Origin of the sequence: Fructobacillus sp. EFB-N1, assembly GCF_001038455.1 — a bacterium.
GTDB classification, from domain to species: domain Bacteria; phylum Bacillota; class Bacilli; order Lactobacillales; family Lactobacillaceae; genus Fructobacillus; species Fructobacillus cardui.
Genome location: NZ_LDUY01000007.1, coordinates 40798 through 67270 on the forward strand (window position 1 = coordinate 40798; position 26473 = coordinate 67270).

25 protein-coding genes and 4 tRNA genes are annotated in these 26473 nt (G+C 44.8%); 25 read left to right on the top strand and 4 right to left on the bottom strand.

Features of this window, described 5'->3' with window-relative positions; genetic code table 11:
* Positions 1 to 64 precede the first annotated feature (64 nt).
* Positions 65 to 910: a Cof-type HAD-IIB family hydrolase gene (locus FEFB_RS02470; protein WP_047974673.1), complete on the top strand. Its 846-nt coding sequence runs from the start codon at positions 65 to 67 to the stop codon at positions 908 to 910.
* A 77-nt stretch (positions 911 to 987) separates the two neighbouring features.
* Here FEFB_RS02470 and FEFB_RS02475 read toward each other — a convergent pair whose 3' ends face one another.
* The gene (locus FEFB_RS02475) at positions 988 to 1473 is read right to left on the bottom strand and encodes an aromatic acid exporter family protein (RefSeq protein WP_047974674.1); all 486 of its coding nucleotides are present in this window, start codon (positions 1471 to 1473) and stop codon (positions 988 to 990) included.
* An 88-nt stretch (positions 1474 to 1561) separates the two neighbouring features.
* Here FEFB_RS02475 and FEFB_RS02480 point away from each other — a divergent pair, with 88 nt between their 5' ends.
* From FEFB_RS02480 to FEFB_RS02505, 6 genes are all read left to right on the top strand, one after another.
* On the top strand, positions 1562 to 2302 hold the full coding sequence (locus FEFB_RS02480; RefSeq protein WP_047974722.1) for a nitroreductase family protein: 741 nt from the start codon (positions 1562 to 1564) through the stop codon (positions 2300 to 2302).
* Between the two features lie 174 nt (positions 2303 to 2476).
* Positions 2477 to 2761, top strand: coding sequence for a co-chaperone GroES (gene groES, locus FEFB_RS02485; RefSeq protein WP_047974675.1), 285 nt, complete (start codon positions 2477 to 2479; stop codon positions 2759 to 2761).
* Positions 2762 to 2831: 70 nt separating this feature from the next.
* On the top strand, positions 2832 to 4454 hold the full coding sequence (groL, locus tag FEFB_RS02490) for a chaperonin GroEL (protein WP_047974676.1): 1623 nt from the start codon (positions 2832 to 2834) through the stop codon (positions 4452 to 4454).
* Positions 4455 to 4593: 139 nt separating this feature from the next.
* On the top strand, positions 4594 to 5037 hold the full coding sequence (locus FEFB_RS02495; protein ID WP_047974677.1) for a DUF3290 domain-containing protein: 444 nt from the start codon (positions 4594 to 4596) through the stop codon (positions 5035 to 5037).
* Positions 5034 to 5684, top strand: a complete 651-nt coding sequence (locus FEFB_RS02500; protein ID WP_047974678.1) for a DUF421 domain-containing protein — start codon at positions 5034 to 5036, stop codon at positions 5682 to 5684. The genes FEFB_RS02495 and FEFB_RS02500 overlap by 4 nt, the downstream gene beginning before the upstream one ends.
* Positions 5685 to 5722: 38 nt before the next feature.
* Positions 5723 to 6403: a hypothetical protein gene (locus FEFB_RS02505; protein WP_047974679.1), complete on the top strand. Its 681-nt coding sequence runs from the start codon at positions 5723 to 5725 to the stop codon at positions 6401 to 6403.
* A gap of 88 nt (positions 6404 to 6491) precedes the next feature.
* Here FEFB_RS02505 and cbpA read toward each other — a convergent pair whose 3' ends face one another.
* Positions 6492 to 7142, bottom strand: coding sequence for a cyclic di-AMP binding protein CbpA (gene cbpA / locus FEFB_RS02510; RefSeq protein ID WP_047974680.1), 651 nt, complete (start codon positions 7140 to 7142; stop codon positions 6492 to 6494).
* Positions 7143 to 7262: 120 nt separating this feature from the next.
* Here cbpA and pth point away from each other — a divergent pair, with 120 nt between their 5' ends.
* The 11 genes from pth to FEFB_RS02565 all read left to right on the top strand — a co-directional run bounded on the left by pth (position 7263) and on the right by FEFB_RS02565 (position 20824).
* A complete protein-coding gene (pth, locus tag FEFB_RS02515; RefSeq protein WP_047974681.1) occupies positions 7263 to 7829 on the top strand; it encodes an aminoacyl-tRNA hydrolase in 567 nt (188 codons plus the stop codon).
* A gap of 2 nt (positions 7830 to 7831) precedes the next feature.
* The gene (mfd, locus tag FEFB_RS02520) at positions 7832 to 11371 is read left to right on the top strand and encodes a transcription-repair coupling factor (RefSeq protein WP_047974682.1); all 3540 of its coding nucleotides are present in this window, start codon (positions 7832 to 7834) and stop codon (positions 11369 to 11371) included.
* Positions 11361 to 11636, top strand: a complete 276-nt coding sequence (locus tag FEFB_RS02525; RefSeq protein ID WP_047974683.1) for an RNA-binding S4 domain-containing protein — start codon at positions 11361 to 11363, stop codon at positions 11634 to 11636. The genes mfd and FEFB_RS02525 overlap by 11 nt, the downstream gene beginning before the upstream one ends.
* Before the next feature lie 77 nt (positions 11637 to 11713).
* Positions 11714 to 12106, top strand: coding sequence for a septum formation initiator family protein (locus FEFB_RS02530; RefSeq protein WP_047974684.1), 393 nt, complete (start codon positions 11714 to 11716; stop codon positions 12104 to 12106).
* Positions 12106 to 13482 carry a tRNA lysidine(34) synthetase TilS gene (gene tilS, locus FEFB_RS02535; RefSeq protein WP_047974685.1) on the top strand — a complete coding sequence of 459 codons (1377 nt, stop codon included), beginning with the start codon at positions 12106 to 12108 and terminating at the stop codon, positions 13480 to 13482. Before FEFB_RS02530 ends, tilS begins: the two co-directional genes overlap by 1 nt.
* Positions 13482 to 14018 carry a hypoxanthine phosphoribosyltransferase gene (gene hpt, locus FEFB_RS02540; RefSeq protein WP_047974686.1) on the top strand — a complete coding sequence of 179 codons (537 nt, stop codon included), beginning with the start codon at positions 13482 to 13484 and terminating at the stop codon, positions 14016 to 14018. The genes tilS and hpt overlap by 1 nt, the downstream gene beginning before the upstream one ends.
* Positions 14019 to 14081: 63 nt before the next feature.
* On the top strand, positions 14082 to 16160 hold the full coding sequence (ftsH, locus tag FEFB_RS02545) for an ATP-dependent zinc metalloprotease FtsH (RefSeq protein WP_047974687.1): 2079 nt from the start codon (positions 14082 to 14084) through the stop codon (positions 16158 to 16160).
* A gap of 72 nt (positions 16161 to 16232) precedes the next feature.
* Positions 16233 to 17183 (top strand): Hsp33 family molecular chaperone HslO, encoded by a 951-nt coding sequence (gene hslO, locus FEFB_RS02550; RefSeq protein WP_047974688.1) that lies wholly within the window; start codon positions 16233 to 16235, stop codon positions 17181 to 17183.
* Positions 17184 to 17317: 134 nt separating this feature from the next.
* Positions 17318 to 18805, top strand: a complete 1488-nt coding sequence (gene lysS, locus FEFB_RS02555) for a lysine--tRNA ligase (protein WP_047974689.1) — start codon at positions 17318 to 17320, stop codon at positions 18803 to 18805.
* 78 nt (positions 18806 to 18883) lie between these two features.
* A tRNA-Asn gene (locus tag FEFB_RS02560) sits at positions 18884 to 18956 on the top strand.
* A 611-nt stretch (positions 18957 to 19567) separates the two neighbouring features.
* Positions 19568 to 20824 carry an MFS transporter gene (locus tag FEFB_RS02565; RefSeq protein ID WP_235271951.1) on the top strand — a complete coding sequence of 419 codons (1257 nt, stop codon included), beginning with the start codon at positions 19568 to 19570 and terminating at the stop codon, positions 20822 to 20824.
* A gap of 103 nt (positions 20825 to 20927) precedes the next feature.
* On the opposite strand, the gene FEFB_RS02570 is transcribed toward FEFB_RS02565, so the two are convergent.
* A complete protein-coding gene (locus FEFB_RS02570) occupies positions 20928 to 21497 on the bottom strand; it encodes an NADPH-dependent F420 reductase (RefSeq protein ID WP_047974690.1) in 570 nt (189 codons plus the stop codon).
* A gap of 193 nt (positions 21498 to 21690) precedes the next feature.
* Here FEFB_RS02570 and FEFB_RS02575 point away from each other — a divergent pair.
* The 4 genes from FEFB_RS02575 (at position 21691) to FEFB_RS02590 (ending at position 23272) form a co-directional block, all read left to right on the top strand.
* Positions 21691 to 21763, top strand: a tRNA-Asn gene (locus FEFB_RS02575).
* 4 nt (positions 21764 to 21767) lie between these two features.
* Positions 21768 to 21840 (top strand) — tRNA-Thr (locus FEFB_RS02580).
* 149 nt (positions 21841 to 21989) lie between these two features.
* A complete protein-coding gene (locus FEFB_RS02585) occupies positions 21990 to 22775 on the top strand; it encodes a S9 family peptidase (protein ID WP_053068925.1) in 786 nt (261 codons plus the stop codon).
* A gap of 29 nt (positions 22776 to 22804) precedes the next feature.
* Positions 22805 to 23272, top strand: a complete 468-nt coding sequence (locus FEFB_RS02590) for a GNAT family N-acetyltransferase (RefSeq protein WP_047974691.1) — start codon at positions 22805 to 22807, stop codon at positions 23270 to 23272.
* A 367-nt stretch (positions 23273 to 23639) separates the two neighbouring features.
* Here the strand turns inward: FEFB_RS02590 and FEFB_RS02600 are convergent.
* Positions 23640 to 23725, bottom strand: a tRNA-Leu gene (locus FEFB_RS02600).
* A gap of 127 nt (positions 23726 to 23852) precedes the next feature.
* Here FEFB_RS02600 and FEFB_RS02605 point away from each other — a divergent pair.
* From FEFB_RS02605 to eno, 3 genes are all read left to right on the top strand, one after another.
* A complete protein-coding gene (locus FEFB_RS02605) occupies positions 23853 to 24194 on the top strand; it encodes a hypothetical protein (protein ID WP_047974693.1) in 342 nt (113 codons plus the stop codon).
* Positions 24191 to 24961 carry a triose-phosphate isomerase gene (gene tpiA / locus FEFB_RS02610; protein WP_047974694.1) on the top strand — a complete coding sequence of 257 codons (771 nt, stop codon included), beginning with the start codon at positions 24191 to 24193 and terminating at the stop codon, positions 24959 to 24961. Before FEFB_RS02605 ends, tpiA begins: the two co-directional genes overlap by 4 nt.
* Positions 24962 to 25101: 140 nt before the next feature.
* Positions 25102 to 26427 (top strand): phosphopyruvate hydratase, encoded by a 1326-nt coding sequence (eno, locus tag FEFB_RS02615; protein ID WP_047974695.1) that lies wholly within the window; start codon positions 25102 to 25104, stop codon positions 26425 to 26427.
* Positions 26428 to 26473 lie beyond the last annotated feature (46 nt).

Genomic DNA, 26473 nt, shown 5'->3' on the forward strand with positions numbered 1-26473 from the left:
CGATGATGGTAGCCCCTAGTTGTGTGAACTAGTCGACTAGCAAACAAGACAAGAAAGGCATCCAATGACCATTAAAATGATTGCATCCGATATGGATGGTACGTTTTTATCCGGTGAAGATAGTTACGATCAAGAACACTTTGCCCGGGTTTTGTCACAATTAAAGGAAAAAGGCGTGCGCTTTGTCGCGGCCTCCGGTCGACAAGTGGCCAATTTAAAGGAGCTTTTTGAGCCGATGGCCGCTTATGGCTTGTTAGACCAAATCGATTTTGTCGGTTCCAACGGGTCGGTGGTAACAACACCAGGCCAAGAATTGTACGCGGTCTATCTGACACCAGAACAGATTCGTAAGGTGATTGATTGGAATGCTTTAAATCCCCAATCAGCCGACAATGTGATTGTTTTAGCTGGTGTCAACGGGACCTATATTTCCAACCACGTCAGCCAAGAGTTTAAGGAAATGCTGTCGATGTTCTATCCGAATGTTGTTCAAGTTGAAAAACTTTTGAAGATTGATGATAAGATTTTAGGTGTTTCTTTCGTCTGGCCTCATGAAGAGGTCCAGGAACACGTTCAACAATTGGAAGAGGTTTTTGGCGAAGAAGTCCACGTCACTGGTTCTGGCTTTGGATCTGTTGATGTTTTGCCAAAGGGTGTCGATAAGGCGGCGGCCTTGGAAGTTCTCCAAGATTATTACAACGTCACGGATAATGAAGTGATGGTCTTTGGTGATAACACTAATGATTTGGAAATGCTGGCGAAGTATGACAACTCTTACCTGATGCCAAATGCCATGCCATTAATGCACGATGTCCATAAGCGGTTGGCGTTAAAGACAAACGTTCAGGATGGCGTGTTGGCAACCATTGAAAGTGAATTACAACTCGATAATCAAGTTGAAATGGATTAAAAAAAGACTCGCTGAGTCTTTTTTTTCTTGCCTATTAAATTGTATTTGCTGTCGGACACTTAGACCGAAAGATATGTTTAATTGGTTTCCTGTTCTGGGATACCAAAATAATTAACGCCGATAGCAAACAAAACACCAATAAAGGTATCAACGATTCGTAAGAAGACGTAGTCGATGGTGGCATCCATTGGGATGGTCAAAGCAATCAACAAGAGGGCTGCGAGGCCACCGACAATTCCTAGACTACAGTTTAAAGCGTTGAGAATAACAATCGTGCAGATAACAAAAATTGGGATAATGACGATTGGCATCCAACTATTGTGGTGTGTAAATTCTCGGATCAAAAAGTAAAGTAGCGAGAAGAAACCACCAACACTATTTGATAGTAAACGAATTTTGGCGAATTGAATGGTATTGTCCCAATCTTCTCGAAGGGCGAAGACGGCCGCCAGGGCGGGAACAGACGCTGGTCGGTCAACAAAGTGGTAAACGAGTAAGACCAACATCACAACAATGGCGGTTTTCACGGTCCGCATGCCGACGTGGATCTGTAACTTTTTCATGGGGTGCTCCTATTTTATTGATAGTATTTAGCGTATCATAGATAGTAAGATAAAGGTAATGATTGTCCAATCAGTGAGGTAAAACATGATTAAAAATCCAGTACTTGATCAATTACATGACCACCAATCAATCCGTTCTTTCTCCGATCGGCCAGTGACCGATGAGGAAGTCGAAGCAATTTTCTCTGCAGCCCTTGCCGGACCGAATATGCAAAACTTTCAGCCAGTCACTTTTATTGAAATCACCGACCAAGACCTCAAGAGGCGGGTCACTGAAAAGGTGAAGATGAAGTACATCGAAAATGCCACTCGGTATTTTGTTGTTACCGTCGATTGGCACAAGGTTTTGTTAAATCAGGACGCTGAAACCCGGGCCATTATGGAAGAACGAATCCAGCACTACCAATATTTGGAGGGCGGTATTGTTTCAGCTTCGATTGCCTTAGGTCGTGCTCAGGTGGCGGCTGAATCGCTTGGAATCGGTTCTGTCACAATGGCAGGTGCAATGGGCGCCTTTGAACTCTATGAAAAGGAATTGGACTTGCCAAAGTACGTTAAGCCAATTATGGGCTTTTCACTTGGCTACCCTAATCCAAAACCAGGCGTCAAACCTAAGTTGCCATTGGCTGGTTCATTGATGAAGGACCATTACGATGACGACCAAATGAAGGCTGCCATTGAGGAATATGATCAAACGATGGCCACTTACTTTAAGGGGCGGGATATTGATTCCAATTGGACGAAGCATAACGCCTCTTTGTTAACGAAGGGTGCTGCGAACACTGCCCTATCTCAATACCCTCATGATAAGGGACTTGATTTAAAATAAAATAAAGATGTATAAAAAGTCGTGCAAGCTCTATTGATGGAGGCCTTGACCGGCTTTTCTTTTGCATAAAACGAATTTCACTGTGTTGACAAATAGGTCTTAGGTGCTATACTAAAGTCAGATTAGCACTCGATGTGTACGAGTGCTAAAAATAACAAACGGAGGTTGTGATTCATGTTAAAGCCCTTAGGAGACCGCGTGGTCGTCAGTGTTGCAGAACAAAGTGAAAAGACAGTTGGTGGCATTGTCTTAGCCGCTAATACGCAAGAAAAGCCAGTAACCGGTAAGGTTGTGGCAACAGGGAGTGGCTTGGTGGCTAATTCAGGCCAGAAGCTGGACATGACAGTCAAAGAAGGAGACCAGGTTTTGTTTGACAAGTTTGCTGGTCAGGAATTGACTTATGATGGTCAATCATACTTGGCTCTCCATGAAAAAGATATTATCGCCATCGTTGATTAAACAATAATTACAAGACAATTAGCACAAATAATGATGATTTCAATCAGTTTTGGTTAAAGGAGTAGGGAAAATGGCAAAAGAATTGAAGTTTGCGGAAGACGCTCGCTCAAAGATGAAGGTCGGAGTTGACAAGTTGGCCGACACTGTTAAAACAACAATTGGACCAAAGGGTCGTAACGTTGTTTTGGAAGAATCTTATGGTTCGCCAATTATTACAAATGATGGGGTTACAATTGCTAAGGCGATTGAATTAGAGGACCACTTTGAAAACATGGGTGCCAAGTTGGTTGCTGAAGTTGCTTCAAAAACTAATGACATTGCGGGTGATGGTACCACTACTGCCACCGTTTTGACTCAAGCGATTGTTGGCGAAGGGCTTAAGAACGTGACGGCTGGTGCTAACCCTGTTGGCATTCGAACGGGTATTGAAAAGGCAACGGCAGCGGCTGTTGCGAAGTTACATGAGATGTCTCACACGGTTTCAACGAAGGACGAGATTGCTCAAATTGCCTCAATTTCAGCAGCCAGCGATGAAGTTGGTTCTTTGATTGCTGAAGCAATGGAAAAGGTTGGTAACGATGGTGTGATTACTATCGAAGAATCAAAGGGAATTGAAACCACTTTGAACGTTGTCGAAGGAATGCAATTTGACCGTGGCTACATGTCACAGTACATGGTTACTGATAACGAAAAGATGGAAGCTAATTTGGACAACCCTTACATCTTGATCACGGACAAGAAGATTGGTAATATCCAAGATATCTTGCCTGTCTTGCAACAAGTTGTGGAACAGGGGCGGGCAATGTTAATTATCGCAGATGACATTACTGGCGAAGCTTTGCCAACTTTGGTTTTGAACAAGATGCGTGGCACCTTTAACGTTGTTGCTGTGAAGGCACCTGGCTTTGGTGATCGTCGTAAGGCCATGTTGGAAGATATCGCTATCTTAACTGGTGGTACGGTTGTTACGGATGACCTTGGTTTGAACTTGAAGGATGTGACTATCGAACAATTGGGTCAAGCCAATAAGGTCAATATCACCAAGGATAATACCACCGTTGTCGAAGGTGCCGGTGACAAGGCAGCCGTGAAGGAACGGGTTGACTTGATTAAGCAACAAATTGCCGACAGCACTTCAGAATTTGACAAGGAGAAGTTGCAAGAACGTTTGGCAAAGTTGGCCGGCGGTGTGGCTGTCATTAATGTTGGGGCTGCTACTGAAACGGAATTGAAGGAACGTAAGTACCGAATTGAGGATGCTTTGAACGCTACTCGAGCTGCCGTTGAAGAAGGCTTTGTTGCTGGTGGTGGAACGGCTTTGGTGAACGCCATGGCTGCCGCTGCTGCCGTTGAAGCAACAGGCGACGTGGCTACGGGGGTTAAGACCGTTGTGGCTGCTCTTGAAGCCCCAGTTCGTCAAATCGCTGAAAACGCTGGCTTGGAAGGTTCTGTGATTGTTAACAAGTTAAAGGAACAACCTGAAGGAACTGGTTACAATGCCAAGACTGATGAATGGGTTGATATGGTCAAGGCTGGAATCGTTGATCCAACCAAGGTCACACGTTCTGCTTTGCAAAATGCTGCCTCTGTTTCAGCCTTGTTGTTGACGACGGAAGCCGTAGTTGCTGAATCGCCTAAGGAAGACGCACCAATGCCTGCCGCTGGTGCTCCAAGCATGCCAGGCATGATGTAAACTGAGCGCATTTCTGCTAAAAATGTTTTGAATAAGTGCTAAAGAAGGAAGTAGTCCAATTTGGATTACTTTTTTTTTCTAAAAAAATCAGCTGGACCGATGGCTGCCTTGTGCTAGAATAAAGTAACGGAGGGAACTTATGACGTTTTATAGTGTTGATTATTTAACCAAGCAAAATAACTTAACCAATACCGTTGTGATCTTGCTGGTGGCCTTGACCTTTGTTCTTTTGGCTGTTGGTTTGGTAGCAACTTTTCGCCATCGCTTTAATACGCGTTATCGCGATTTGACGATTATTGCCTTTTTATTTTTTGTTTTTTTCGCGGGCGTTCAGTTTACTGATTTGCAAAACACAAATATTAGAAATTCACAGCAAAGTCAGATGACGGCCTTTATTAAAAACTACGTTAAGGCACAGCATGTTAAAACCGACGACGTTTACTTTAATTCGACTTCGTTTGTTGATGGCATGATTGCTAAAGAAGGCAAGAATTATTACCAAATTGGCCTTTCAAAAGATGGCCAGTCCTATACCCGGACTCAGGTTTATTTGGTTAATGCGAATGTGGAGGTACAACGATGAGTTTTTACTTACCGATTATTTTAAAGTTGGGCATCGGCCTGATTGCCTTGATCGTTCAAATTAATATTTTTGGAAAAGGGAATTTGGCCCCATCAAATGCCTTAGACCAAGTTCAAAACTATGTTTTAGGTGGTATCATTGGAGGAACCATTTATACGGCAACGATTACCGTTTTTCAGTTCATTATCGTGCTGGTCATCTGGACGCTTTGGGTCATGATTTTGAAGTTCTTAAAGGAACACAATCACTTGGCCAAAAAGATTATTGATGGCACGCCAAAGGTCGTAATTGACCGTGGCCAGATTGATGTTGATGCTGTCGTGATGGCCGGCCAGTCGGCTTCTGATTTGATGTTTAAGCTCCGAGAGCAAGAAGTCTACGATGTTTCTAAAGTGAAGCGGGCCGTGATTGAACAAAACGGTCAGTTAACCGTGATTGAATATGGCGATCAAAATCCCAAATATCCGATTATTTATGATGGCCAGGCGAACTTTGATGTGTTGGATGCCATTGATCAAGACGAGGATTGGTTGGAAAATCAGGTCATTGCGGAAGGCTATGCCGGGATTAATGATATCTTCGTTGGCGAATACATTCAGGGGAAGATTCGGTTGACTCCTTATAATCAAAGTGATCAGAAGAAGTAATCGCTTGTTGTCAAGGCGGGCGTAGAAAGGATTTTTCATTGACTCTTAAAGAAATCTATCATCGCGCTCGCACTAGTCGAGTTTGGACCATTGTGGTGCCAATGCTCGTTGGTATTGCCTATTCGTGGTGGCGTTACCAGCGCCTTTTGTTTTGGCCAAGCTTATTGATGGTGGTGACGGTGGCCATAGTCAAGCTTGCCTATGACTGGTGGTTTGACCAGTACCCCATCCATTCGATTTGGATTTTGCGGCTGAAGCGGGGCATTGACGTTATCTTGCCATACTTTTTAATTATTTTAATGCTGTTCTTGAATACAAAGTTCAAGCCAACTGCGGGACTGTTAACTGTTTGGTTCGGGATTGCGTTTCCTTTAATTGCCTTTTCACTGTCGATTTCAGTCGCCAAGGATGTTCGTAAAATCCGCGCAGAGGAAATCAGTGCCAAGGAGTTCCAGCATGCTCAAAGTCGGGCTAGTTGGGTGCGCCCAATCTTCTTGCTCTTGCCGGTTATTGCCTATGCAGAAATTTTATTGCTAACGCTGTCAGGTTACCTACCACTGCTTGCTTGGGCAATGCTTGTTTTGTTCCCATTAGTTTTTGCTCAGGCATTGGCGGTTGGTTTGGAGTCCGACTTGGATAAGTCGGCTGATTTACCAGCGCGTAACCTCTTTTTGACGGGGCTTGCCCTTGTCTTAGTGTTGGTAATCGCAGGTGCTTGATTTAAATATCAAAAAGAAAACCGATGACTGTGAGATATGAACCCTGAATTTTAGGCTTTATATCACTACTGTCATCGGTTTATAGTGCTTAGACAAATTCATTTAAGTTTTCAACGGATTGAACTTGGAACCGCTTGCGCTCGAGCTTGGTGATAATCTTGCGCAGGATGGGGGAGTCTTCCGTTAGTGGTAGAGTAAAGAGAATGGATTTCGGTTCGTTTTTCTCGTTTTGGATCGAAAGAACGGACTCGATATTAGTATAGCGGGTGATAACTCGGGTAATTTGTTGTAGATTTCCCCGTTCTTCTTGCTTGGTCTTGACTGCCAGTGAAACGCCACCCTTTTGGAGTGACCATGACTGTGATAACAGGTCCATCAAAGAGGAGTGGGTTAGGACGCCGATAAAGTGGTGGGCGTCATCAACCACCGCAATGTGTGGCAGGTCGCGAATAGCGAAGAAAAGTTCATAGAAATCAGCCGAAGTTGAGATAAACTTGGTTGAATTGCGCATGATTGAAGTTGCCCGCTTGCTTGTATCACCACCACGAGCAATATACTCATAAACGTGTTGACGGTAAACATTACCACGGAAGAGGTGCCCGGTGGTATCTAAAATTGGAATTGTACGGATGTGATCGGCTTCTTTACTTTCAAACAGTTCGTAGACTTCTTTGATAGTGGTGTCTTCGCTGATGGTAAGTAATTGATTTTTAGGGACGATCAAAGACTTTGGAAACATAGATTGCCTGCCTTTATAAAAGTTCTTTCTTTGCTCTATCCTAACATATTTATGTGTCAAACTTGCGTGTTATAATGATAAGATTAGGATGTTAGTAGAAATGTTTGAAAGGAAACCCTGATGAAATTTATTTTTGGCCTTGGAAATATTGGTGAAAGCTATGATTTGACAAGACACAACATTGGCTTTATGGCCTTAGACCACTTCGCGGCTAGTCAGGGGGTCGAATTTGTACCAACGAAACTTTATGCATCGGCCGCCAAGGTTGTGATTGATGGGGAAACGGTTTGGTTGGTCAAGCCAAGTACTTACATGAACGATTCTGGCCAGGCGGTTCGAGCTTTTTTGGACTTTTACGGTGGGGATGTTGATGACATCCTCGTGTTGGCCGACGATATGGACCAATCCTTTGGCAAGATTCGCTTTCGGGCCAAGGGCTCTGCCGGTGGCCATAATGGATTAAAATCAATTATGGCCCATACGAAAACGCAAGGTTTTTTGCGCTTAAAGTTTGGCATTGGCCATCCAGACCATGACCATCAGTCGGTCGTTAATTACGTTTTGGGTAAATTTTCAAAAGACGATTTAGCCACCTGGGATGACACTTTTAAAAAGGTCGACCAGGCCCTCGTGGATTGGGTTCATGGGGCAAATGCGGCTGAATTGAGCAATCAATATAATGGGTAAGCATGACGTTAACAAAATATTTAACGAACAATGAAACAATTACGAAATTAACCGAACAACAAAAGCCTGGCGAGCGCCAGCTTTTTTTGGGTGTGAATGGGGCAGCAAAGGCGGCCTCGTTAGCAGCGCTTTATGAACGGCGGCCACAGCCGATTTTGGTGCTCACCGATACTCAGGCTCACTTGGAGGATTTGGCGAACGATCTGGCTGATTTAGTAGCCGAGGAGGACCTTTACCGGTTTTCGGCCGAGGAAGCATTGGCGACGGAACTCGCCGTTTCTTCCAATTCTTTTGTGACTGATCGGGTAGAAGCTTTAACAGGCTTGGCCACTGGTCGGCCTGGAATTTATCTGACAAATTTGGCGGCCTTCGTTCGTTATGAGCCGCAGGTGGCTGATTTCACGAATGCACAAATGCGCTTGAAGGTTGGGGAGAGCTATGACTTTCAAGATTTGAAAGCGCGGTTGGTGACTCTGGGATACCACTTGGTTGTTCGAGTGGAAAATCCGGGTGAATATGCCCAACGGGGTTCTATTTTTGATGTTTTTCCACCAACAGCCGATAATCCCTACCGGCTCGATTTTTTTGATGATGAATTGGATATGATTAAGACCTTTGATCCGTCCAGCCAAAAGAGTGCCGATTCGGTGACCGGGGTGACGGTCTTGCCAGCGACTGATTTGGTGATTGACCAAGACCGCTATCAGGCTGGTAAAGAACGTCTGGAGGAGGCCTTTTCAGCTTATCGTAAGGGTTTGCCGGGAGTGGAGAAAAAACACGCCACGGAGGGCTTTGATAGCACGCAGACGGCACTTGATGAAGGGCGGCGGGATCAATCGATTCTGCCGTATGCTCAGTATTTTTTCCAAGAGAAGACGACGTTGATTGATTACTTGGGTCAAGAGGGATTATTTGTTGTTGATGACTTTGCTCGCTTGCAGGAAAGCGCCTTATCGCAAAATACCCTTGACCAGGAATGGCTTGACCAGCAGGTCGAGACCTACCAGATTGTGCCACCATTGGCCATTAAGGATGACTTGGAAGCCATTTTGGGTCGAGTTCACCAGGCCGAACTTTATCTGGCCAACTTCCAGCGTGGCTTGAATAAGTTAACGTTTGCTCACTTGGAAGAGATCACCTCCAGGCCAGCAAACCAATACTACGGTCAAATTCCGGCTCTTTTACCGGATTTGCAGTTTGCAAAAGACCGCGGGATGACGATGGTGCTTTTAATCAGCGACCGCGATCGGGCACAAAATTTTGTGGCAACATTGAAGGATCATGATTTAACGGTGCCAATTAACCGCGAAATTCAGCCCAACCAGGTCCAAATAATTATTGGTAACTTTGTGGCCGGCTTTGAGTGGCCTAAGAGTCATTTAACGGTCTTAACTGAGCGCGAGTTGTTTGATAAGGCACGGAAGCCGGTGGCCCGTCGGTCCCGGAAGATGGCGAACGCCGAACGTTTGAAGTCCTATAATGAGCTTCAGGTAGGCGACTATGTTGTCCATATCAACCATGGAATCGGTCAGTATCAGGGCTTGCAAAGTCTCGAGGCCGATGGTGGTAAGCAGGACTATTTGGTCATTTTGTACCAAAAGAATGCTAAGATCTTTTTGCCAGTCACCCAGTTAAATCTGATTCAAAAGTATATTGGTGGGTCAGACACTGGGAAGAAGCCTAAGATTAATAAATTGGGCGGGACCGAATGGCAAAAGACCAAGAAGCAAGTTCAAAATAAGATTGAAGATATTGCTGATGAGCTGTTAGAACTCTATGCCGAACGGGAGGCCAAGCAAGGCTATGCCTTTCCACCCGGTGATACGGCCCAACTAAAGTTTGATACGGCCTTTCCTTATCCGGAAACGCCCGACCAGGTTCGTAGTATCGAAGAAATTAAGGCTGACATGCAGCGCTTACGACCAATGGACCGGCTACTGGTTGGGGATGTTGGCTTTGGTAAAACCGAGGTTGCCTTGCGAGCGGTCTTCAAGGCTGCCCACGCTGGTAAGCAAGTTGCCTTTTTGGCGCCAACGACGATTTTGGTTCAACAGCACTATGAGACGATGGTCGAACGCTTTGCTGATTTCCCGGAAATTCGGATTGGCCACTTGTCCCGCTTTCAAACGGCAGCCGAAAACAAGCAGACCATTCAGGCGTTAAAGGACCACGAACTGGATATCGTCGTTGGCACACACCGTCTGTTAAGTGCCGACGTGGCCTTTGCCGACCTTGGCTTACTGGTCATCGATGAGGAACAGCGCTTTGGTGTTAAGCACAAGGAAAAGTTAAAGCAAATCAGGACTAACGTCGATGTCTTGACGTTAACAGCAACGCCAATTCCACGAACGCTGAACATGGCCATGGTTGGTGCTCGCGATTTGTCCGTGATTGAAACGCCACCATTGAACCGTTACCCAATTCAGACCTACGTCGTGGAACTTGATTGGACGTTGGTGCGCGATGTGATTGGCAAGGAATTGGCCCGTAATGGCCAGGTTTTCTACCTGCATAACCGGGTGGCCGACCTGGAACGGATAGCAGATCAGATTCAAGACTTGGTACCCGATGCTCGGGTCGCAGTCATTCACGGTCAAATGTCAGAAGTCCAGTTGGAGGGGATTCTCTACTCCTTCTTAAACCAGGAATTCGATGTCCTGGTAACAACTACGATTATAGAAACTGGGGTCGACATTCCCAATGCGAACACGTTGATTGTTGATAATGCCGATCACATGGGTCTGTCACAGCTTTACCAGCTTCGTGGCCGAGTCGGACGGTCAGCCCGGTTAGCCTATGCCTACTTTACTTATCCATTTACCCGCACGCCGAGTGAAGAGGGGCAAAAGCGGCTGGAAGCCATTCGGGACTTTACGGAACTGGGTTCAGGCTTTAAAATTGCGATGCGTGACCTATCGATTCGAGGCGCCGGCGACCTGCTTGGTAAGCAGCAGCACGGCTTTATTGATTCGGTCGGTTATGATTTGTATACCCAGATGCTCAAAGAGGCTGTTGCTGCAAAGCAGGGTCAGACCAAGCCGGCAACGACAACGCAAACGGATGCCGAACTCATTTTGGGAGTATTGGCCTTCTTGCCCGATGACTACGTGGCAGATTCGGCGGAAAAGATTGACCTTTACCGTCAAATTCGTCAGGCGAAGTCAGATGAAGACTTCGAGAATGTGGAGTCTGATTTGATTGACCGCTTCGGTGATTTCCCAGATGAGGTTGGTCGCCTATTACTGGTTTCTCGAATCAAGAACTTGGCTGATTTGGCAGAGGCCACGCAAATCCGGCGCCAGAAAAATCAGGTCACAGTACGCTTTGCTGAATCGATGACCAGCAAATTAGCTGGGGAAACCATTTTCCAAGCTTTGCAGGACGTCCCCTACAAGGCGGTAGTCGATGGCAAGCAGGCTCAGCTGGCCGTCACGTTAACTGTTGATTTAAAAGAGGAGTCAGCATACTGGCTCAATAACCTGCGAAACTTCCTCTTGGTTGTTTTGCAACTAACAAAAAAGGATGAATTTGATGCGAATTGATAAGTTTTTAAAGCTTTCACGGATTATTAAGCGCCGGGCCGTTGCCAAGGATTTGGCCGACCAAGGACGGATTGAAATCAACGATAAGCGGGCGAAGTCAGCTGCTAATGTTGGTACCAATGATTTGATTACGATTCATTTCGGTAACAAGACTTTGGTGGTCAGGGTTTTGAAATTGGCCGAAATCGTTAAAAAGGACGAAGCACAGGATCTGTATGAGGTTGTTTCCGAATCTTATGAGCAGCAAGATGACAAGGAAGATTAAGTTTGTCTAAAGCCTGCTAATTTGCCTTGCAAGTCTATTGCGATTATGTCAAAATAATACTGATAAGGAGTGGGGCGATGGTAGAAAACGAGCACCGACAATCGAATATTCGGCCGTTAAATGCTCGGATTGCCAAGCAGATTGCTGCCTCCGATGCCCGTCGTGAAGCGAGTCGTAGGCACTATGCCAGGGCCCACCACTTGCGGGAACGACGGATTGTCTTAATCGGTCTTGCTGTGGCCGTGGTTTTCATGGTTCAGTTGGTGCTGGGGCAGGTGCGGTTGCACGCTGCTAACCAAACACTGACTAAGTCCGAACTATCCCTTCAAGCCGTTCAAAAGGAAAACAAATCCTTGAAAAAAATGTCGAACCAATTGAAGGATCCGGTTTACTTGCAACAAATTTTGCGTGATAAGTACGGTTACTCACGCAAGGACGAAACGATTTATAATTTACCAGACAAATCTTAATGAATTGTCTAAAAGCCACCCTGGATAAGGGTGGCTTTTTCTTGATGACAATGGGTAAAATAAAAGCGATGAAGAAAACGATTGCACAGACAATTAAAGCAAAAGAGTGGCCAGAGAAGGTGGTGCTAGCCGTCTCTGGTGGCCTTGATTCCATGACACTCCTGGATTCATTGCACCGTTATCGACCAGACATCAAACTGGTCGTTGTCCATGTCAATTATCAACTGCGTGGTGCCGCTTCCGATGGCGATGAAATCTTTGTGAGAAATCAGTGCCAAGCACGCCAAATTCCCTGTTACTTTAAAAAGGTGACGGCGCCCGGAAACAGTGGCGTGGAGGCCTGGGCACGAAAGGTGCGTTACGATTTTTTTGACCAAGTTGCAAAAGAAACAGGTGCTCGGGCTGTTGTTTTGGCCCAGCACCAAGATGACCAGGTCGAAACACTATTATTACAATTAATTCGGGGTGGTCTAGCCCAGCAAAAAGTGGGGATGATGGGGCAGTCGGATTATTACTTGCGGCCCTTTCTGGACTTCTCAAAGGAAGAACTCAAAAACTACGCTAAAGATAATCAGGTCGAGTGGCGGGAAGATGCGACGAATGCAGATCCTAGTTATACAGGTCGGAACCAGTTGCGCCACGAAATCATTCCGGCCTTAGCGACCATTAATGCCAAAGCGCAAGAACACTTAGCTGATTTTGCCAAGCAGGAAGCTGTTGACCAAGAACTGCTGCAAGATCAGGCGAAGACATTTTTGCCGATTTTTCAGGCTGATTTTCACCAGGTGCCGAAACCTTGGTGGGAGAAAACAATCTTACTATGGCTACAAAATCAGGGCATCTATCAAGTCAAAAATGGACAAATGATTGCCATTTTGTCTTTATTAGCCAATGACCAAAAGCCCAATGGTCAGGTTGATTTGGGGGATGGCTGGATGATGATTAAGGCTTATTCACGGGTTCAACTTATAAAAGAAGAAAAAACTGTAAAAAATGACCGAAAGCCCGAAGAACTTGTGTTAAAATTAGACCAATGGCAATTTTTTGACTGTGGCCAGCTTTTGTGGACCCAAAAAAGACCGCAAAAAGCTGATCAAGCCCTGGTTTTACCCGAACATTCGGTGGGCGTTTTAACGTTATCTTTGGCTAAAAAAGATGATCGTGTCCCTCTGAAAATCGGTACAAAATCAGTGCGTCGTCTCTTAATTGACAAAAAAATTCCGGTCACATTACGGGAAAAGACCTGGTTATTAAAAGATCAAAGTCAGGTAGTTTTGGCTGTTTGGCTAGGTCAACAGACTTGGTACCTGCCCGCCGGACGTGATCGTCCGAATGTAGCTAAGCAATGGTTAGTATGGCGAATTGAGGAAAATTAGTGAATAACGATATCGAAGAAGTATTATTTGACCAAGAGCAAATCCACGAAGCAGCGGTTCGTCTTGGTCAAACCATTACCAAAGACTACGCGGGGAGAAAGCCTCTCGTGTTGTCAGTGCTCAAAGGTGCTTACCTTTGGACAGCGGATTTGGTCCGTGAAATCGATTTGTACGTCGATTTAGAATTTATTAAAATTTCTTCCTACCATGGTGGGGTAACATCATCCAATGAAATTCAGTTGGTAACGGATGTCCAGTCGGATGTCGCTGGACGCGATGTCTTGATTATAGAAGACATCGTTGATACAGGTCAGTCCCTGCGGTTTTTGAAGGACTTACTTAAAGATCGTGGCGCCAATTCCGTGCAGGTCGCTACGTTCTTAGACAAAAAGGGTGGACGGAAGATTGAAATCGATGCCGATTACGTTGGCTTCGATGTTCGCAACGAATTTGTTGTTGGCTATGGTTTAGACTATGCAGGCTTGTATCGTAACTTGCCTTACGTTGGTATTCTGAAAAAGGATATTTATAGTTAACATCCATTTAATCTCGTACCCGTATAATTTATAGCAACTTTTATTCAAGATTGAGGACTCCCGATGAAAAAAAATAACGGTGGCTTCTTTAGAAGCTCCTTTCTATATGTCATCATCTTCTTGGCGGTCATTGCTGGAATTTACTCACTAGTTGGTGGGTCAAATGGCGGAACAAAGACGTTATCATCGTCTGACTTCGTTAAGCAATTGTCCGACAAGGAGATTGACTCTTTCACAATCCAGCCCGGTAACGACGTTTACACGGTGACTGGAACTTATAAAAATAGCCAAAAGTCATCATCGACTGGTCAAGGCTTGAATAGCCTCTTGGCAAATCAGACTACGACAACGAAGTTTTCAACTTCTGTCTTGGAAAATGATTCATCATTGAAGCAGATTACTGATTTGGCCAAGAAGACCAACACGGATATGACGACAAAGCCAGCACCATCTTCTGGCTTCTGGTTGAATTTGATTATTTCCATTGTGCCATTGCTCTTAATTGTGGGTGTCTTCTACTTGATGATGTCCCAATCAAGCGGCAAGGGCGGTCAAGGCGGCATGATGGGTAACTTTGGTAAGTCAAAGGCAAAGCCTTCTGATCCGAAGGATAACAAGATTCGCTTTGAAAACGTTGCTGGTTCTGACGAAGAAAAGGAAGAACTGGTTGAAGTTGTTGAATTCTTGAAGTCGCCAAAGAAGTTCGTAGATATGGGCGCCCGTATTCCAAAGGGGGTTTTGCTTGAAGGCCCTCCCGGAACTGGTAAAACATTGCTAGCAAAGGCTGTTGCCGGTGAAGCTTCCGTACCATTCTTCTCAATGTCTGGTTCAGACTTCGTTGAAATGTTTGTCGGTGTTGGTGCTTCACGTGTTCGTGACTTGTTTGAGGAAGCCAAGAAGGCTGCCCCTGCCATTATCTTTATCGATGAAATCGATGCCGTTGGTCGTCGCCGTGGTTCTGGCGTTGGCGGTGGTAACGATGAACGTGAGCAGACGTTGAACCAAATCTTGATTGAAATGGATGGATTTGAGAACTCTGAAGGTGTTATTATTCTGGCATCAACCAACCGTTCTGATGTTTTGGATCCGGCCTTGCTTCGTTCAGGTCGTTTTGACCGAAAGATTTTGGTTGGCGCTCCTGACGTTAAGGGTCGTGAAGCAATTTTGAAGGTGCACGCTAAGAACAAGCCATTGGCACCGGCCGTGGACTTGAAGGCGATTGCCCACCAAACACCTGGTTACGTTGGGGCTGATTTGGAAAACTTGTTGAACGAAGCTGCCTTGCTGGCTGCTCGTCGCGACAAGAAGTTAATCGACTCCGCTGACTTGGATGAAGCCGAAGATCGGATTTTCCAAGGACCTGCTAAGGCCAACCGGGCAATGTCCGAGTTGGAACGGAAGACAACCGCCTTCCACGAAGCCGGTCACGCCTTGGTTGGTTTGGTTCGTTCAAACGCATCCGTCGTTCGTAAGGTTACGATTGTGCCGCGTGGACGCATTGGTGGTTACGCTTTGATGACACCAAAGACAGATCGTTATAACATTCGTTATTCAGAAGCTAAGGAACAATTGGCTGGTTTGATGGGTGGACGTGCTGCCGAATTGGCAACATTTAACGAAGCTTCATCCGGTGCTGCGAACGATTTCCAGCAGGCAACGAATTTGGCCCGCCAAATGGTGACGGCCTATGGAATGTCTGAAAAGTTGGGTATGGTTCAACTTGAAGGAAATGCTTCTGTTGGCTATAGCGAACAGGGTGGCGCACAGTCATATTCAGACGAAACGGCTGCATTGATTGATGAAGAAGTTCGTCGTTTGACTAAGGAAGCCTTTGAGGAAGCAACAAAGATTTTGACGGAACACAAGGATAAGTTGGCAGCGATTGCTAATGCCTTGTTGGATGTTGAATCATTGGACGAAAAGCAAATTAAGGACATCTACGAAACTGGTCACTTCACCAAGAAGGGTGAAGAAGACGAAGATGATGCCAAGTCATTTGATGAAACTAAGGCTTCTTTGGATCACAAGGAAGACGAAGTGGAAGATGAAGAGCAAAAGGGTGATGAAAACCCAACGAAGCCTCTTGATCAAAATGATAACCAAGCTGAATCGGCGGACGATACGACTGATTCAGATAAATAAGTTTTTTAAAAAAGTTGGCTTAGGCCGGCTTTTTCTTTTACAATAAAGACAAGAACAAATAAAGGAATTCTTATGTCAGATCAATTAATTAAGGTCATTACAAAAGATGAGGCCTTCCGTGCCTTTGCCATTGACGGGACAAAGTTAGTCCAAGAAGCAGCAAGCGCTCACCATGCCTCACGGATTGCAACGGTCGTCCTCGGACGGGCATTGCTCGCAACAGAAATCTTGGCCCAGGCAACTTTGAAGGGCGAAGAGCGTCTTGGTGTGAAGATTGACGGGAAGGGACCGATTGGCAACGTTGTAACGGAAGCGGACGCTCATGGGGCGGTTCGTGGCTACGTAACCAATCCTCAATTGGAACCAATCGTTAACGATGACAATCAATTGAACGTGGCTGGCGCTGTTGGCAACCATGGTTCTTTCCAAGTGACGAAATTGGCACCTTATTCGAAGCCGTACCTCGGTCAATCGATTATTGTTTCTGGTGAAATTGGTGATGATTTCACCTACTATTTGACACAATCAGAACAGATTCCATCCGTGATTGGTGTCGGTGTAACGATGAACCCGGATGACACGGTTGCGTCTGCTGGTGGTTTTTTGGTTCAGGCATTGCCAGGAGCGACAGATGCTCAGTTGGATCAATTGGACGAGCACTTAAAGCAGATGACACCACTTTCTGAACTCTTGTCTGAAAAGAAAGGTCCACTGGCTGTTTTGGATGATCTTTTGGGCAAGGATAACTATACGTCTCTGGCTTCTGTAGCTGTTGGCATCGCCGCTGAACCACCCAAGGAAGCTTATGGTGAGATGTTAGCAACGCTGCCATCCCATGAAGTCCAGGCGATGATTGATGAGGATGGCGGGGCTGAAGTGGTCGGACGTTTCTCAGGCAAGAAGCATTACTTTGAAGCCAATGAGCTAGAAGGAATCTTAAGTAAGATTTTAAAGCGTGAGGCCGAAGCAGAAGAAAAAGATGATGAAAAATCAGCTGCTGATAACGAAAACAAGCAGGACTAACGCTTCTTAAAAAAACGGAAAAAAGACCATGAGATGGGCAAACCAGGCGGTTCGCCCTTTTGTCTTGGCCGTTGTTTTGTTATACTGGAACAAGATAAATGAGCGAATATTCGCCGACAGGAAGGTAGATAGACATGGCTGAAGAAAAAGCCTTAAATGATCAAATGGTCGCCCGCCGTCAGAAGATGAAGGCGCTGGTTGATGATTTGAGCATTGATCCATTTGGACATCGTTTTGACCGAGACGCTTTGGCAGCGGACCTCCATGAACAATACGATGAGAAGACACAAGAAGAGTTAGAAGCAAACCCTGTAGAGGTCATCATTGCTGGCCGAATGGTCGCTAAACGTGGTGCCGGAAAAGTTATCTTTGCTGACGTCCGTGACCGCTCAGGTGAAATTCAAGTTTATGCTCGTCGTGATGACTTGGGTGATAATTACCCAATCATTAAGCGTGCTGATTTGGGTGACTTCTTAGGAATTAAGGGTCAAGTGATGAAGACGGAGGCTGGTGAATTAACCATCTTGGTTAAGCACTTGACTCACTTGTCAAAGGCCTTGCGTCCAATGCCCGACAAGTTCCACGGTATTTCAGATGTTGAAACGCGTTACCGTAAGCGCTATCTTGATTTGATTGCCAACAAGGAATCTTTGACTCGGTTTCAAAACCGTTCAAAGATCGTTTCAGCTATCCGGGCCTTTATGGATGGTCACGATTTCTTAGAAGTGGAAACACCAATCTTACAAACGCAAGCCGGTGGTGCGGCTGCTAAGCCATTTATTACCCACCACAACGCCTTGAACATCGATATGTACATGCGAATCGCAACTGAATTGTATTTGAAGCGTTTGGTTGTTGGGGGTATGGAACGGGTTTATGAAATCGGTCGAATTTTCCGAAATGAAGGAATGGATCCAAAGCATAATCCCGAATTTACAACCTTGGAATCATATGCTGCTTATTGGGATTTCACAGACGTAATGGACGAAACGGAAGGGATCTTCCGCGCTGCCGCTAAGGTTGTTCATCCTGATTTGCAAGTAAATTACCAAGGCACTGACATTGATTTGTCAAAGCCATTTGCTCGTAAGCATATGGTTGACTTGATTAAGGAAAAGACCGGTGTTGACTTCTGGCCAGAAATGACGGTTGAAGAAGCTCGCCAATTGGCGGATGAACACCACGTGAAGTACGAACGGTACTGGCAGGTTGGCCACATTATCAACGAATTCTTTGACAACTTTGTTGAAGACACGTTGGAACAACCAACTTTCGTCTATGGTCACCCAGTGGAAGTTTCACCATTGGCTAAGAAGAATGCTGATGACCCACGCTTTACGGACCGATTTGAGTTGTACATCGTTGGTTCTGAATTTGCTAACGCCTTTACTGAATTGAACGATCCAATCGACCAACGAGCTCGTTTTGAAGCCCAAGCGGCCGAACGTGATAACGGTAATGACGAAGCTGAAGGTATCGATGAAGACTTCTTAGAGGCCTTGGAATACGGTATGCCACCTACAGGTGGTTTGGGCATTGGAATTGATCGTTTGGTTATGCTCCTAACGGATGCCGCTTCTATTCGTGATGTTGTGTTGTTCCCAACAATGCGTCCAGAATAATTATGTATTTTAACAAATAAATAGTTGACACGCTTGGTCCAATTTTGTATACTAATATAGTTGAGCCAAGCGCTTTATTCCGACTTAGCTCAGTTGGTAGAGCACCTGACTGTTAATCAGGTTGTCGCCGGTTCGAGCCCGGCAGTCGGAGTATTAAAAAAGACCAGACAGAAATGTCTGGTCTTTTTTGGTTGAAACCATCCCGAGGTTATCCTTTGAAGTCTAAGGTTCGTCTTTTTTAATGCTGGAAAATAATACATAAAGACTGGGACACAGGGCTCAGGCAATGAAGGAGAAATTATGGCACAGCTAAGGGAAACGGGTCGAATGACTTAGCTTTGTAGGTTGCTGCCACTAGTCGGAAAGGCTTCCTGCAAAATAATGACGACATTCAGTTTTTTCTGTGTCGTGCCTGCTCTTACTTAAGCGACACAAGTTAAATCTATTTCAAATTTTCTAAAGGCAATAACTTTTTTTAAAAAAAGTGCCTATTAGCAAAGGAGTATGAAAAATAATTTCACCCATTAAATTATTTTTTTATTAAAAATTATCAATATAGCAAAGCTACTATTAATGAATTTTCCCTGTATTTCTTATTAATCGTCAATTTCGTGATAATTTTTTAATGAGAGGGATAATAATTGTCCTTGTTAGCTGAAATCAATAGCGCTATACTGAACAATAGTGTTTTGCCAATAGTGGCAGCACCGGAGAAATAATTAGCGTCCGTGAGCGCTAGTTTTGAAAGGAAGTATATTTAATATGGCAGATTTTCCCCCTATGCAACCGACGGAGGTTTTGCGGCATAAGCACTTTTCCAAAAATCAGAAGTTGACCCTATGGTCGACAACAGCTGGTTTTGGGCTTGAAAATATGGATGTGATGTTCATTTCTTTTGCCTTATCTTCAATTATCGCTTCTTTGCGTATTAGTAACTTTGCAGGTGGGTTGATAGCAACAATCTTTTCTCTAGGAACGCTTGTTGGTGGTTTGTGCTTTGGTATGCTGGCTGATAAATTCGGCCGGGCACGTATTTTTACGAGTACACTGGTCATTGTCGCTTTGGCAACCGCAGGAATGTACTTTGCCCATAATATTTGGGTTTTGTATGCGCTACGTTTTATTGTGGGTGCGGGCACCGGGGCTGAGTATAGCGCCGGCGTAACAATGGTGGCCGAAGCCTTTGCAGGCAAGAAAATCGGTCGGTTGATGTCTATCGTGCAAATTGGTGGGCAAGGTGGGTCAGTTTTGGCAGCCTTGTCAGCGGCCTTTATCATCCCTCGTTGGGGTTGGAACGCCTTATTCTTGGTGGGCCTTTTGCCTATAATTTTTGCATTTTTAATTCGGATTCACCTCAAGGATAGTGAGGAATTTGAGCACGCAAAAGAGCACCGCCAGGAAAATCAGCAAGAAAACAGTCGTGTGCCCCTTTTAGCAGTTTTTCAGACGCCGGCGATGGCGCTGCAAACGATTGGCCTGATTTTGATGATGATGATTCAAACGGGTGGGTACTACGGGTTAATGAACTGGTTACCTAAGATTATGCAAAAGCAATTGGGTCTCTCAATTTCTTCCTCCTCAATGTGGATGATTGCGACCATTGCAGGAATGTCTTTGGGTATGTACGCCTTTGGTTTTATTTTAGATAACTTTGGTCCACGCTTGGCCTTTGGTATCTTCTTGGTTGTTGCAGCCGCTTCCGTTTATTTGATCCCGATGGCTAATAGCGCTTGGTCATTACTATTGATCATGATGATGGTTGGCTTTTTCTCAAATGGTATGTATGGTGGTTACGGTGTTGTTGTTTCCCGATTATATGGAACTGATATCCGTGTGACAGCTAATTCCGTTGTTTCCTGTGTTGGAAAGCTCTTTGGTGGTTTCTTCCCGGCCTTGATTGGTCTGATGATGGATAAGACATCGCTGTCAGTGGTCATGATGTTCTTCTCAGCCATTTATATTTTTTCTTTCTTAGTGATGCTGTCGATTCCTGCATTGGGTAAGAAAACTCAATTTTAATAATTAATATAGTAAAAAACCAGGTAAAATCTGTTAAATCACTCCATCAGTGCCAAGCATCGGGCGTGATTCATAGGCTTACCTGGTTTTTAGTATTGAACAATTACTTGACCACGGCAAAGCCACCAGTCCAAGCAATTTGTTTCGTCACGGCTAAGGTCATTTGCAAGAAGCCAATGGATTCTAATTCACGGGCGCGGCGCAAAGAACCAGCATCAATCACGGCCAAGTCGCTACCTTCGAAGGCTTTTTGCAGCAATTCCTTGCTGTCCTTGTTATCACCGACGGTCAAAACTTCAGTGGGATTGTTGCCGACTTTACCGGATACAAGGTTAGCTGCAAAGACGGTATTAAAAGCCTTCAAGACGTGACTGTCTGGTAAATCAGCCTGTAACTGGGCAGTCGCTGAAGAGTCAGATGGGACATCCAGGCTGTCAAAAGTTTTAAAATTAACAGGGTTGGTTGTCTCAACAATCGTTTTTCCGGCAAATTTTTGCTGGTATTCTTTAGCAATGCTTGCTAAAGCGGCGTAAGGGACGGCCAAGATGACTAAGTCAGCCACCGTGTCCGCCTTATGTTCGGTTGTTACATAGTCGACTTGATTGCCGGCTTTTTCCAATTGAGCACCAACGGCTGAGCCGATATTTCCTTTACCAAAAACAGTAACATTCATGTGCAGTCTCCTTTTCTATCCGATTATGCCTACATTGTAAGGCGGGGATTTGTGAGTGTCAAAGGACGGTCTTGAATGGCAGGCAAAACTTTGTCTGATTTTTTGAAAAAATTAGTAAAATAAAATGTAAAAATGATTGACAGCCCCCACTGTAAATGGCATAATGTAATAGTTGTTTTAAACAACAAATCATTCCGACTTAGCTCAGTTGGTAGAGCACCTGACTGTTAATCAGGTTGTCGCCGGTTCGAGCCCGGCAGTCGGAGTTATGCCGATGTAGCTCAGTTGGTAGAGCACGGGTATCGTAAACCTGGGGTCGAAGGTTCAAATCCTTTCGTCGGCATCATTAATACTTGTTCAAAAATGTAACTTTCTTAAGTTACATTTTTTGTTTTATCCAAAACTTTTTAGACAGTTTTTATTAAAAAGAATAGAATAGCAATACGACAATTCATCGTGATTGATTTTAATAATATTCTAGGGAGGGGCATTGTGAAAAAGACGTTCAACTATGGCACAGTTGAAGAACAATTTACTGTATTAAATTTGCCAGATAAGAAGTTCGACCAAAAATTGCCAGTGGTGATTTCGATTCATGGTGGATTTTGGAAGGATAAGTATGATTTGAGTCAATTCACCCCGTTAGACCAGCAATTAGTTGATGCAGGAATAGCCACTTGGAATATCGAGTATCGTCGAGTTGGAAAATCTGCTGGTGGTTATCCAGAAACATTTTTAGATGTGACGGCAGCGATTAACTATTTAGCAAAAATTGCGGTCGACTATTCACTTGATTTGGACAGAGTTGTTGTGATTGGCCATTCAGCAGGAGGTCATTTGGCCTTGTGGGCTGCGTCACGCTACGACCATCTGACGAACGCCCTTGGTGAAGCGATTCAAATTAAGTTTGCTGGTGTTGTGAGCATGGCAGGTGTCACTGATTTAGCGGCGATGTGGCTGGACCAACAAGGAAGCAATATGGCTGATACTGTTCCTGATTTTATTGGTGGAACGCCTGAGGAGGAGCCTGGTCGCTATCATGATGCATCACCAATCAATTTGCTACCATTGGGTGTAGCAACGGTCTTGATACACGGAACAGTTGACGATAGGGTTCCTGTAAAATTAAGCCAACAATATTATCAAAAGGCTAAGGCTTTAGGCGACACGGTCGGCTTGATTGAGTTGCCTAATGTTGGCCACTTTGAACTGATTGATTCGAAAAATTTTGCCTGGGAAAGGGTTCAACGGGCTATTGAAAACTTATTAGCTAAATAAAATTTTAATTATGAAATTGGAGAAGATTTATGTGGCACATTAAGACTTTTGATGAACTCAGTAATCGTGAAATTTGGGCGATCTACCGTGCTCGGATTGCCGTTTTTGTCGTTGATCAGCATAGTGAGTATCAAGACGTTGATGAGCAGGATTTAACGGCACTGCACGTCTTTTATGAGGAAAATGGTGAATTGCTAGCCTATGCCCGCGTATTTGAAAAAGACCAGGATACAGTGACCTTTGGTCGGGTGTTGACCGTGCGACAGGCTCGCGGTAAAGGATTTGGCAAAGCGCTTATTCAACAATTGATGGATGTAATGGCTACCCGCTTTGATCAAGATAAAATTGAGATTGAGGCGCAAGAGCATGCAGTTGGCCTTTATGAACGATTCGGCTTTGAGGTCTATGGTGATACCTTCTTGGATGTTGGCGTTCCGCATAAGATGATGGTTGCAAAGAATCAGAAGAAAACGGCAGGCACAGAGGGAGCCAACTAGCTAAAAAATTAGTTTTTACTTGAAGCCTAAAGGGGTTCTTTTTTTGTCGATTTTTTGCGGGCAGGCTGCGAAAATTGTGGGGCCCACTTAAAGAAGGTTGAGGACGTGGTGGCCCTATAGTACTGACTGGCTCTATCTAGCAGACGCTGTTGAGACGAATAATCAGGGTGCTGGTTTAAAGTGGGGGATATTGCTAAAAGCCATTCCAGCCTTTGAGGTGGAATGGCTTTTCCCTAGCCTTAAAGGCGAAACTTTCACTTATCTTGCAAAGAAAAAGCACACAAACTTGGCTGTTTGTGTGCTTTTATTGGTTGCCGCTAATTTATTAGCAAATGGCTATAAATTCTGATAAAACAAGGTTTTATGATGCGGCTGGCGGGAGTCGAACCCGCACGTCCTAAAGCGGACACAGGATCCTTAATCCTGCGCGTCTGCCAATTCCGCCACAGCCGCATGTATTAATACAACTATCAAATTCTACCTAGAATTGCTGGTCTTGTCAAGCGTTTTTCTTCTTTCTTCTTTTTATTCGGCTTTAATGGTGATTTTTGTTAAAATAGACATTGATTGGAGAATACTTATGAAGTTATTTAATTGGTCAAACAAAAAAGACCAGCAAGACAAAGAAATCCAAACGCAGGTTGATTTCCTACAAGCTGAAAACGATCAGCTTTTGGACCAAGTTGAGTCCTTAAAGCTCGACATTAGTGAGGCTCAAAGCGAAAACGAGCATTTGAGGGAAGCTTTGAACAGGTCAACTTTCCGCCAAGGGCTAATTAAAATGAGCATCGGCATGGCCGTTCTCATTGTTTCCTATGCGCTCTTAGTGCTGATTGGGGAACGAAATACAAACTTGCCTTGGCTATTATTGATTGAGGCTGCCTTCCTTTTCTTGATGCTTAATCGAGGAGAAGGTAAATGAGTGCGCAGAACCGGCGGCCATTTGTCGTAGCCAACTGGAAAATCAACATGATGCCAGACCAGGTTGGCCCCTACCTGGATACCGTTTTGCCTGCTTTGGTAGGTGAGACCGAAGTTGAAGTTGGCATCGCCGCGCAAGACCTGTACTTAAGCCAGATGTTGCAGGCTGCAAAGGGCACCCCGCTAGTAATTGTTGGCGAAAATTCTCACTGGGAAGATGATGGGGCATTTACTGGTGAAACGTCGCCAAAAGCCTTGGCAGCACTTGGCGTTGAATACGTCTTAATCGGACATTTTGAACGGCGAAAGTTTTTTAACGAAACGGATGAGACGGTTAATTTAAAAACGTTAGCAGCGCTACGCAATGGTTTAAAACCAATTGTCGATTTGGATGAAGACTTGTCGGCCTACGGACACCTGGTGCCCGAAAAAGTTATTTTAAATCAGTTACAAGCAGCCCTTGATGGGGTTATGGTGGACGAAATGGCTCAAGTAACGATTGCTTATGAGCCAACTTGGGCAATTGGTTCCGGGTCTGCGGCTTCAGCTGATCAGGCTCAAGAAGCGGCTGCTTTAATTCGACAAAGCTTAGCTAATTTATATAATCGAGACTTGGCTAATAACGTTCGCATTCTGTATGGTGGCTCAGTGACACCGAAAAATGCACCCGCCTTCTTATGCCAGCAAGACATTGACGGTATCCTAGTTGGTAAGGCTGCGCTAGATCCTAGACAGTTTTTGACCCTGGTTGATCAAGCTAAAAAGTAAAATTAGTTCTCGGACAAATCGGCCAAACCGTTGGCTAAGCTAGAAAGAACCCATTTTTCCTGTTCATTTTACCTGATAAGGGTGTTATAATTTAGTTGGTTTTATAAATATTAACCACAGACAAAAGGAGAGCATAAAATATGTCTTTGATTTCAGATATCATCGCACGTGAAGTTCTTGATTCACGTGGAAACCCAACAGTCGAAGCTGAAGTTATCACTGAAGTTGGTGGATTTGGCCGCGGAATCGTGCCATCTGGTGCATCAACTGGTGAACACGAAGCTGTCGAATTGCGTGACGGTGACAAGAACCGTTTCGGTGGCAAGGGTACTACTAAGGCCGTTGCTAACGTTAACGATGTAATCGCTAAGGCTTTGGTTGGTAAGTTTGACGTAACTGACCAACGCGCCATCGACCAAGCCATGATTGACTTGGATGGTACTCCTAACAAGGGTAAGTTGGGTGCCAACGCTATCTTGGCCGTTTCTATCGCTGCAGCTCGTGCTGCTGCTGATGAATTGGGTGTTCCTTTGTTCTCATACATTGGTGGCATGAACTCTTATGTTTTGCCTACACCAATGATGAACGTTATCAACGGTGGTGCTCACTCAGATAACAAGGTTGACTTCCAAGAATTCATGATCATGCCTGTTGGTGCTCCTTCAATCAAGGAAGCCATCCGTTATGGTTCAGAAACTTTCCACGAATTGAAGAAGTTGTTGGCCGCTGACGGCAAGGCTACTTCAGTTGGTGACGAAGGTGGATTTGCTCCTGACTTCGCTAACAACGAAGAACCATTGCAATACTTGATTAAGGCTATCGAAGCTGCAGGTTACAAGCCTGGTAAGGACATCGCCATTGCTGTCGATGTTGCCTCATCAGAATTGTGGGATGCTGACAAGTCAAAGTATGTTTTGCGCTGGTCAACAAAGGAAGAATTCTCAACTCCTGATTTCATCAAGTACTTGGAAGACTTGGCTGACCGTTACCCAATCATTTCAATCGAAGATCCTATCGATGAAAACAACTGGGATGACTGGGCTGAAATCACGAAGGAACTTGGCAAGAAGGTTCAATTGGTTGGTGACGACTTCTTCGTTACAAACACTGAATACTTGGCTAAGGGAATCCGCATGGGTGCTGCCAACTCAATCTTGATCAAGGTTAACCAAATCGGTACTTTGTCAGAAACAATGGATGCCATCGAAATGGCTAAGGAAGCTGGTTACACAGCGATTGTTTCACACCGTTCAGGTGAAACTGAAGACACGACGATTGCTGACTTGGTTGTTGCTACTAACGCTGGTCAAATCAAGACTGGTTCAATGTCACGTACTGACCGTATCGCAAAGTACAACCAATTGATCCGTATCGAAGAATTGCTTGCTAATACTGCTAAGTACAAGGGTGTTCACGCATTCTACAACTTGTCAGCTGACGCACGCGAAGCTATCCAAGCTAAGTAATTAATTTTAACGAAAAACGCCTTTCGGGGCGTTTTTTTGTGTTTTC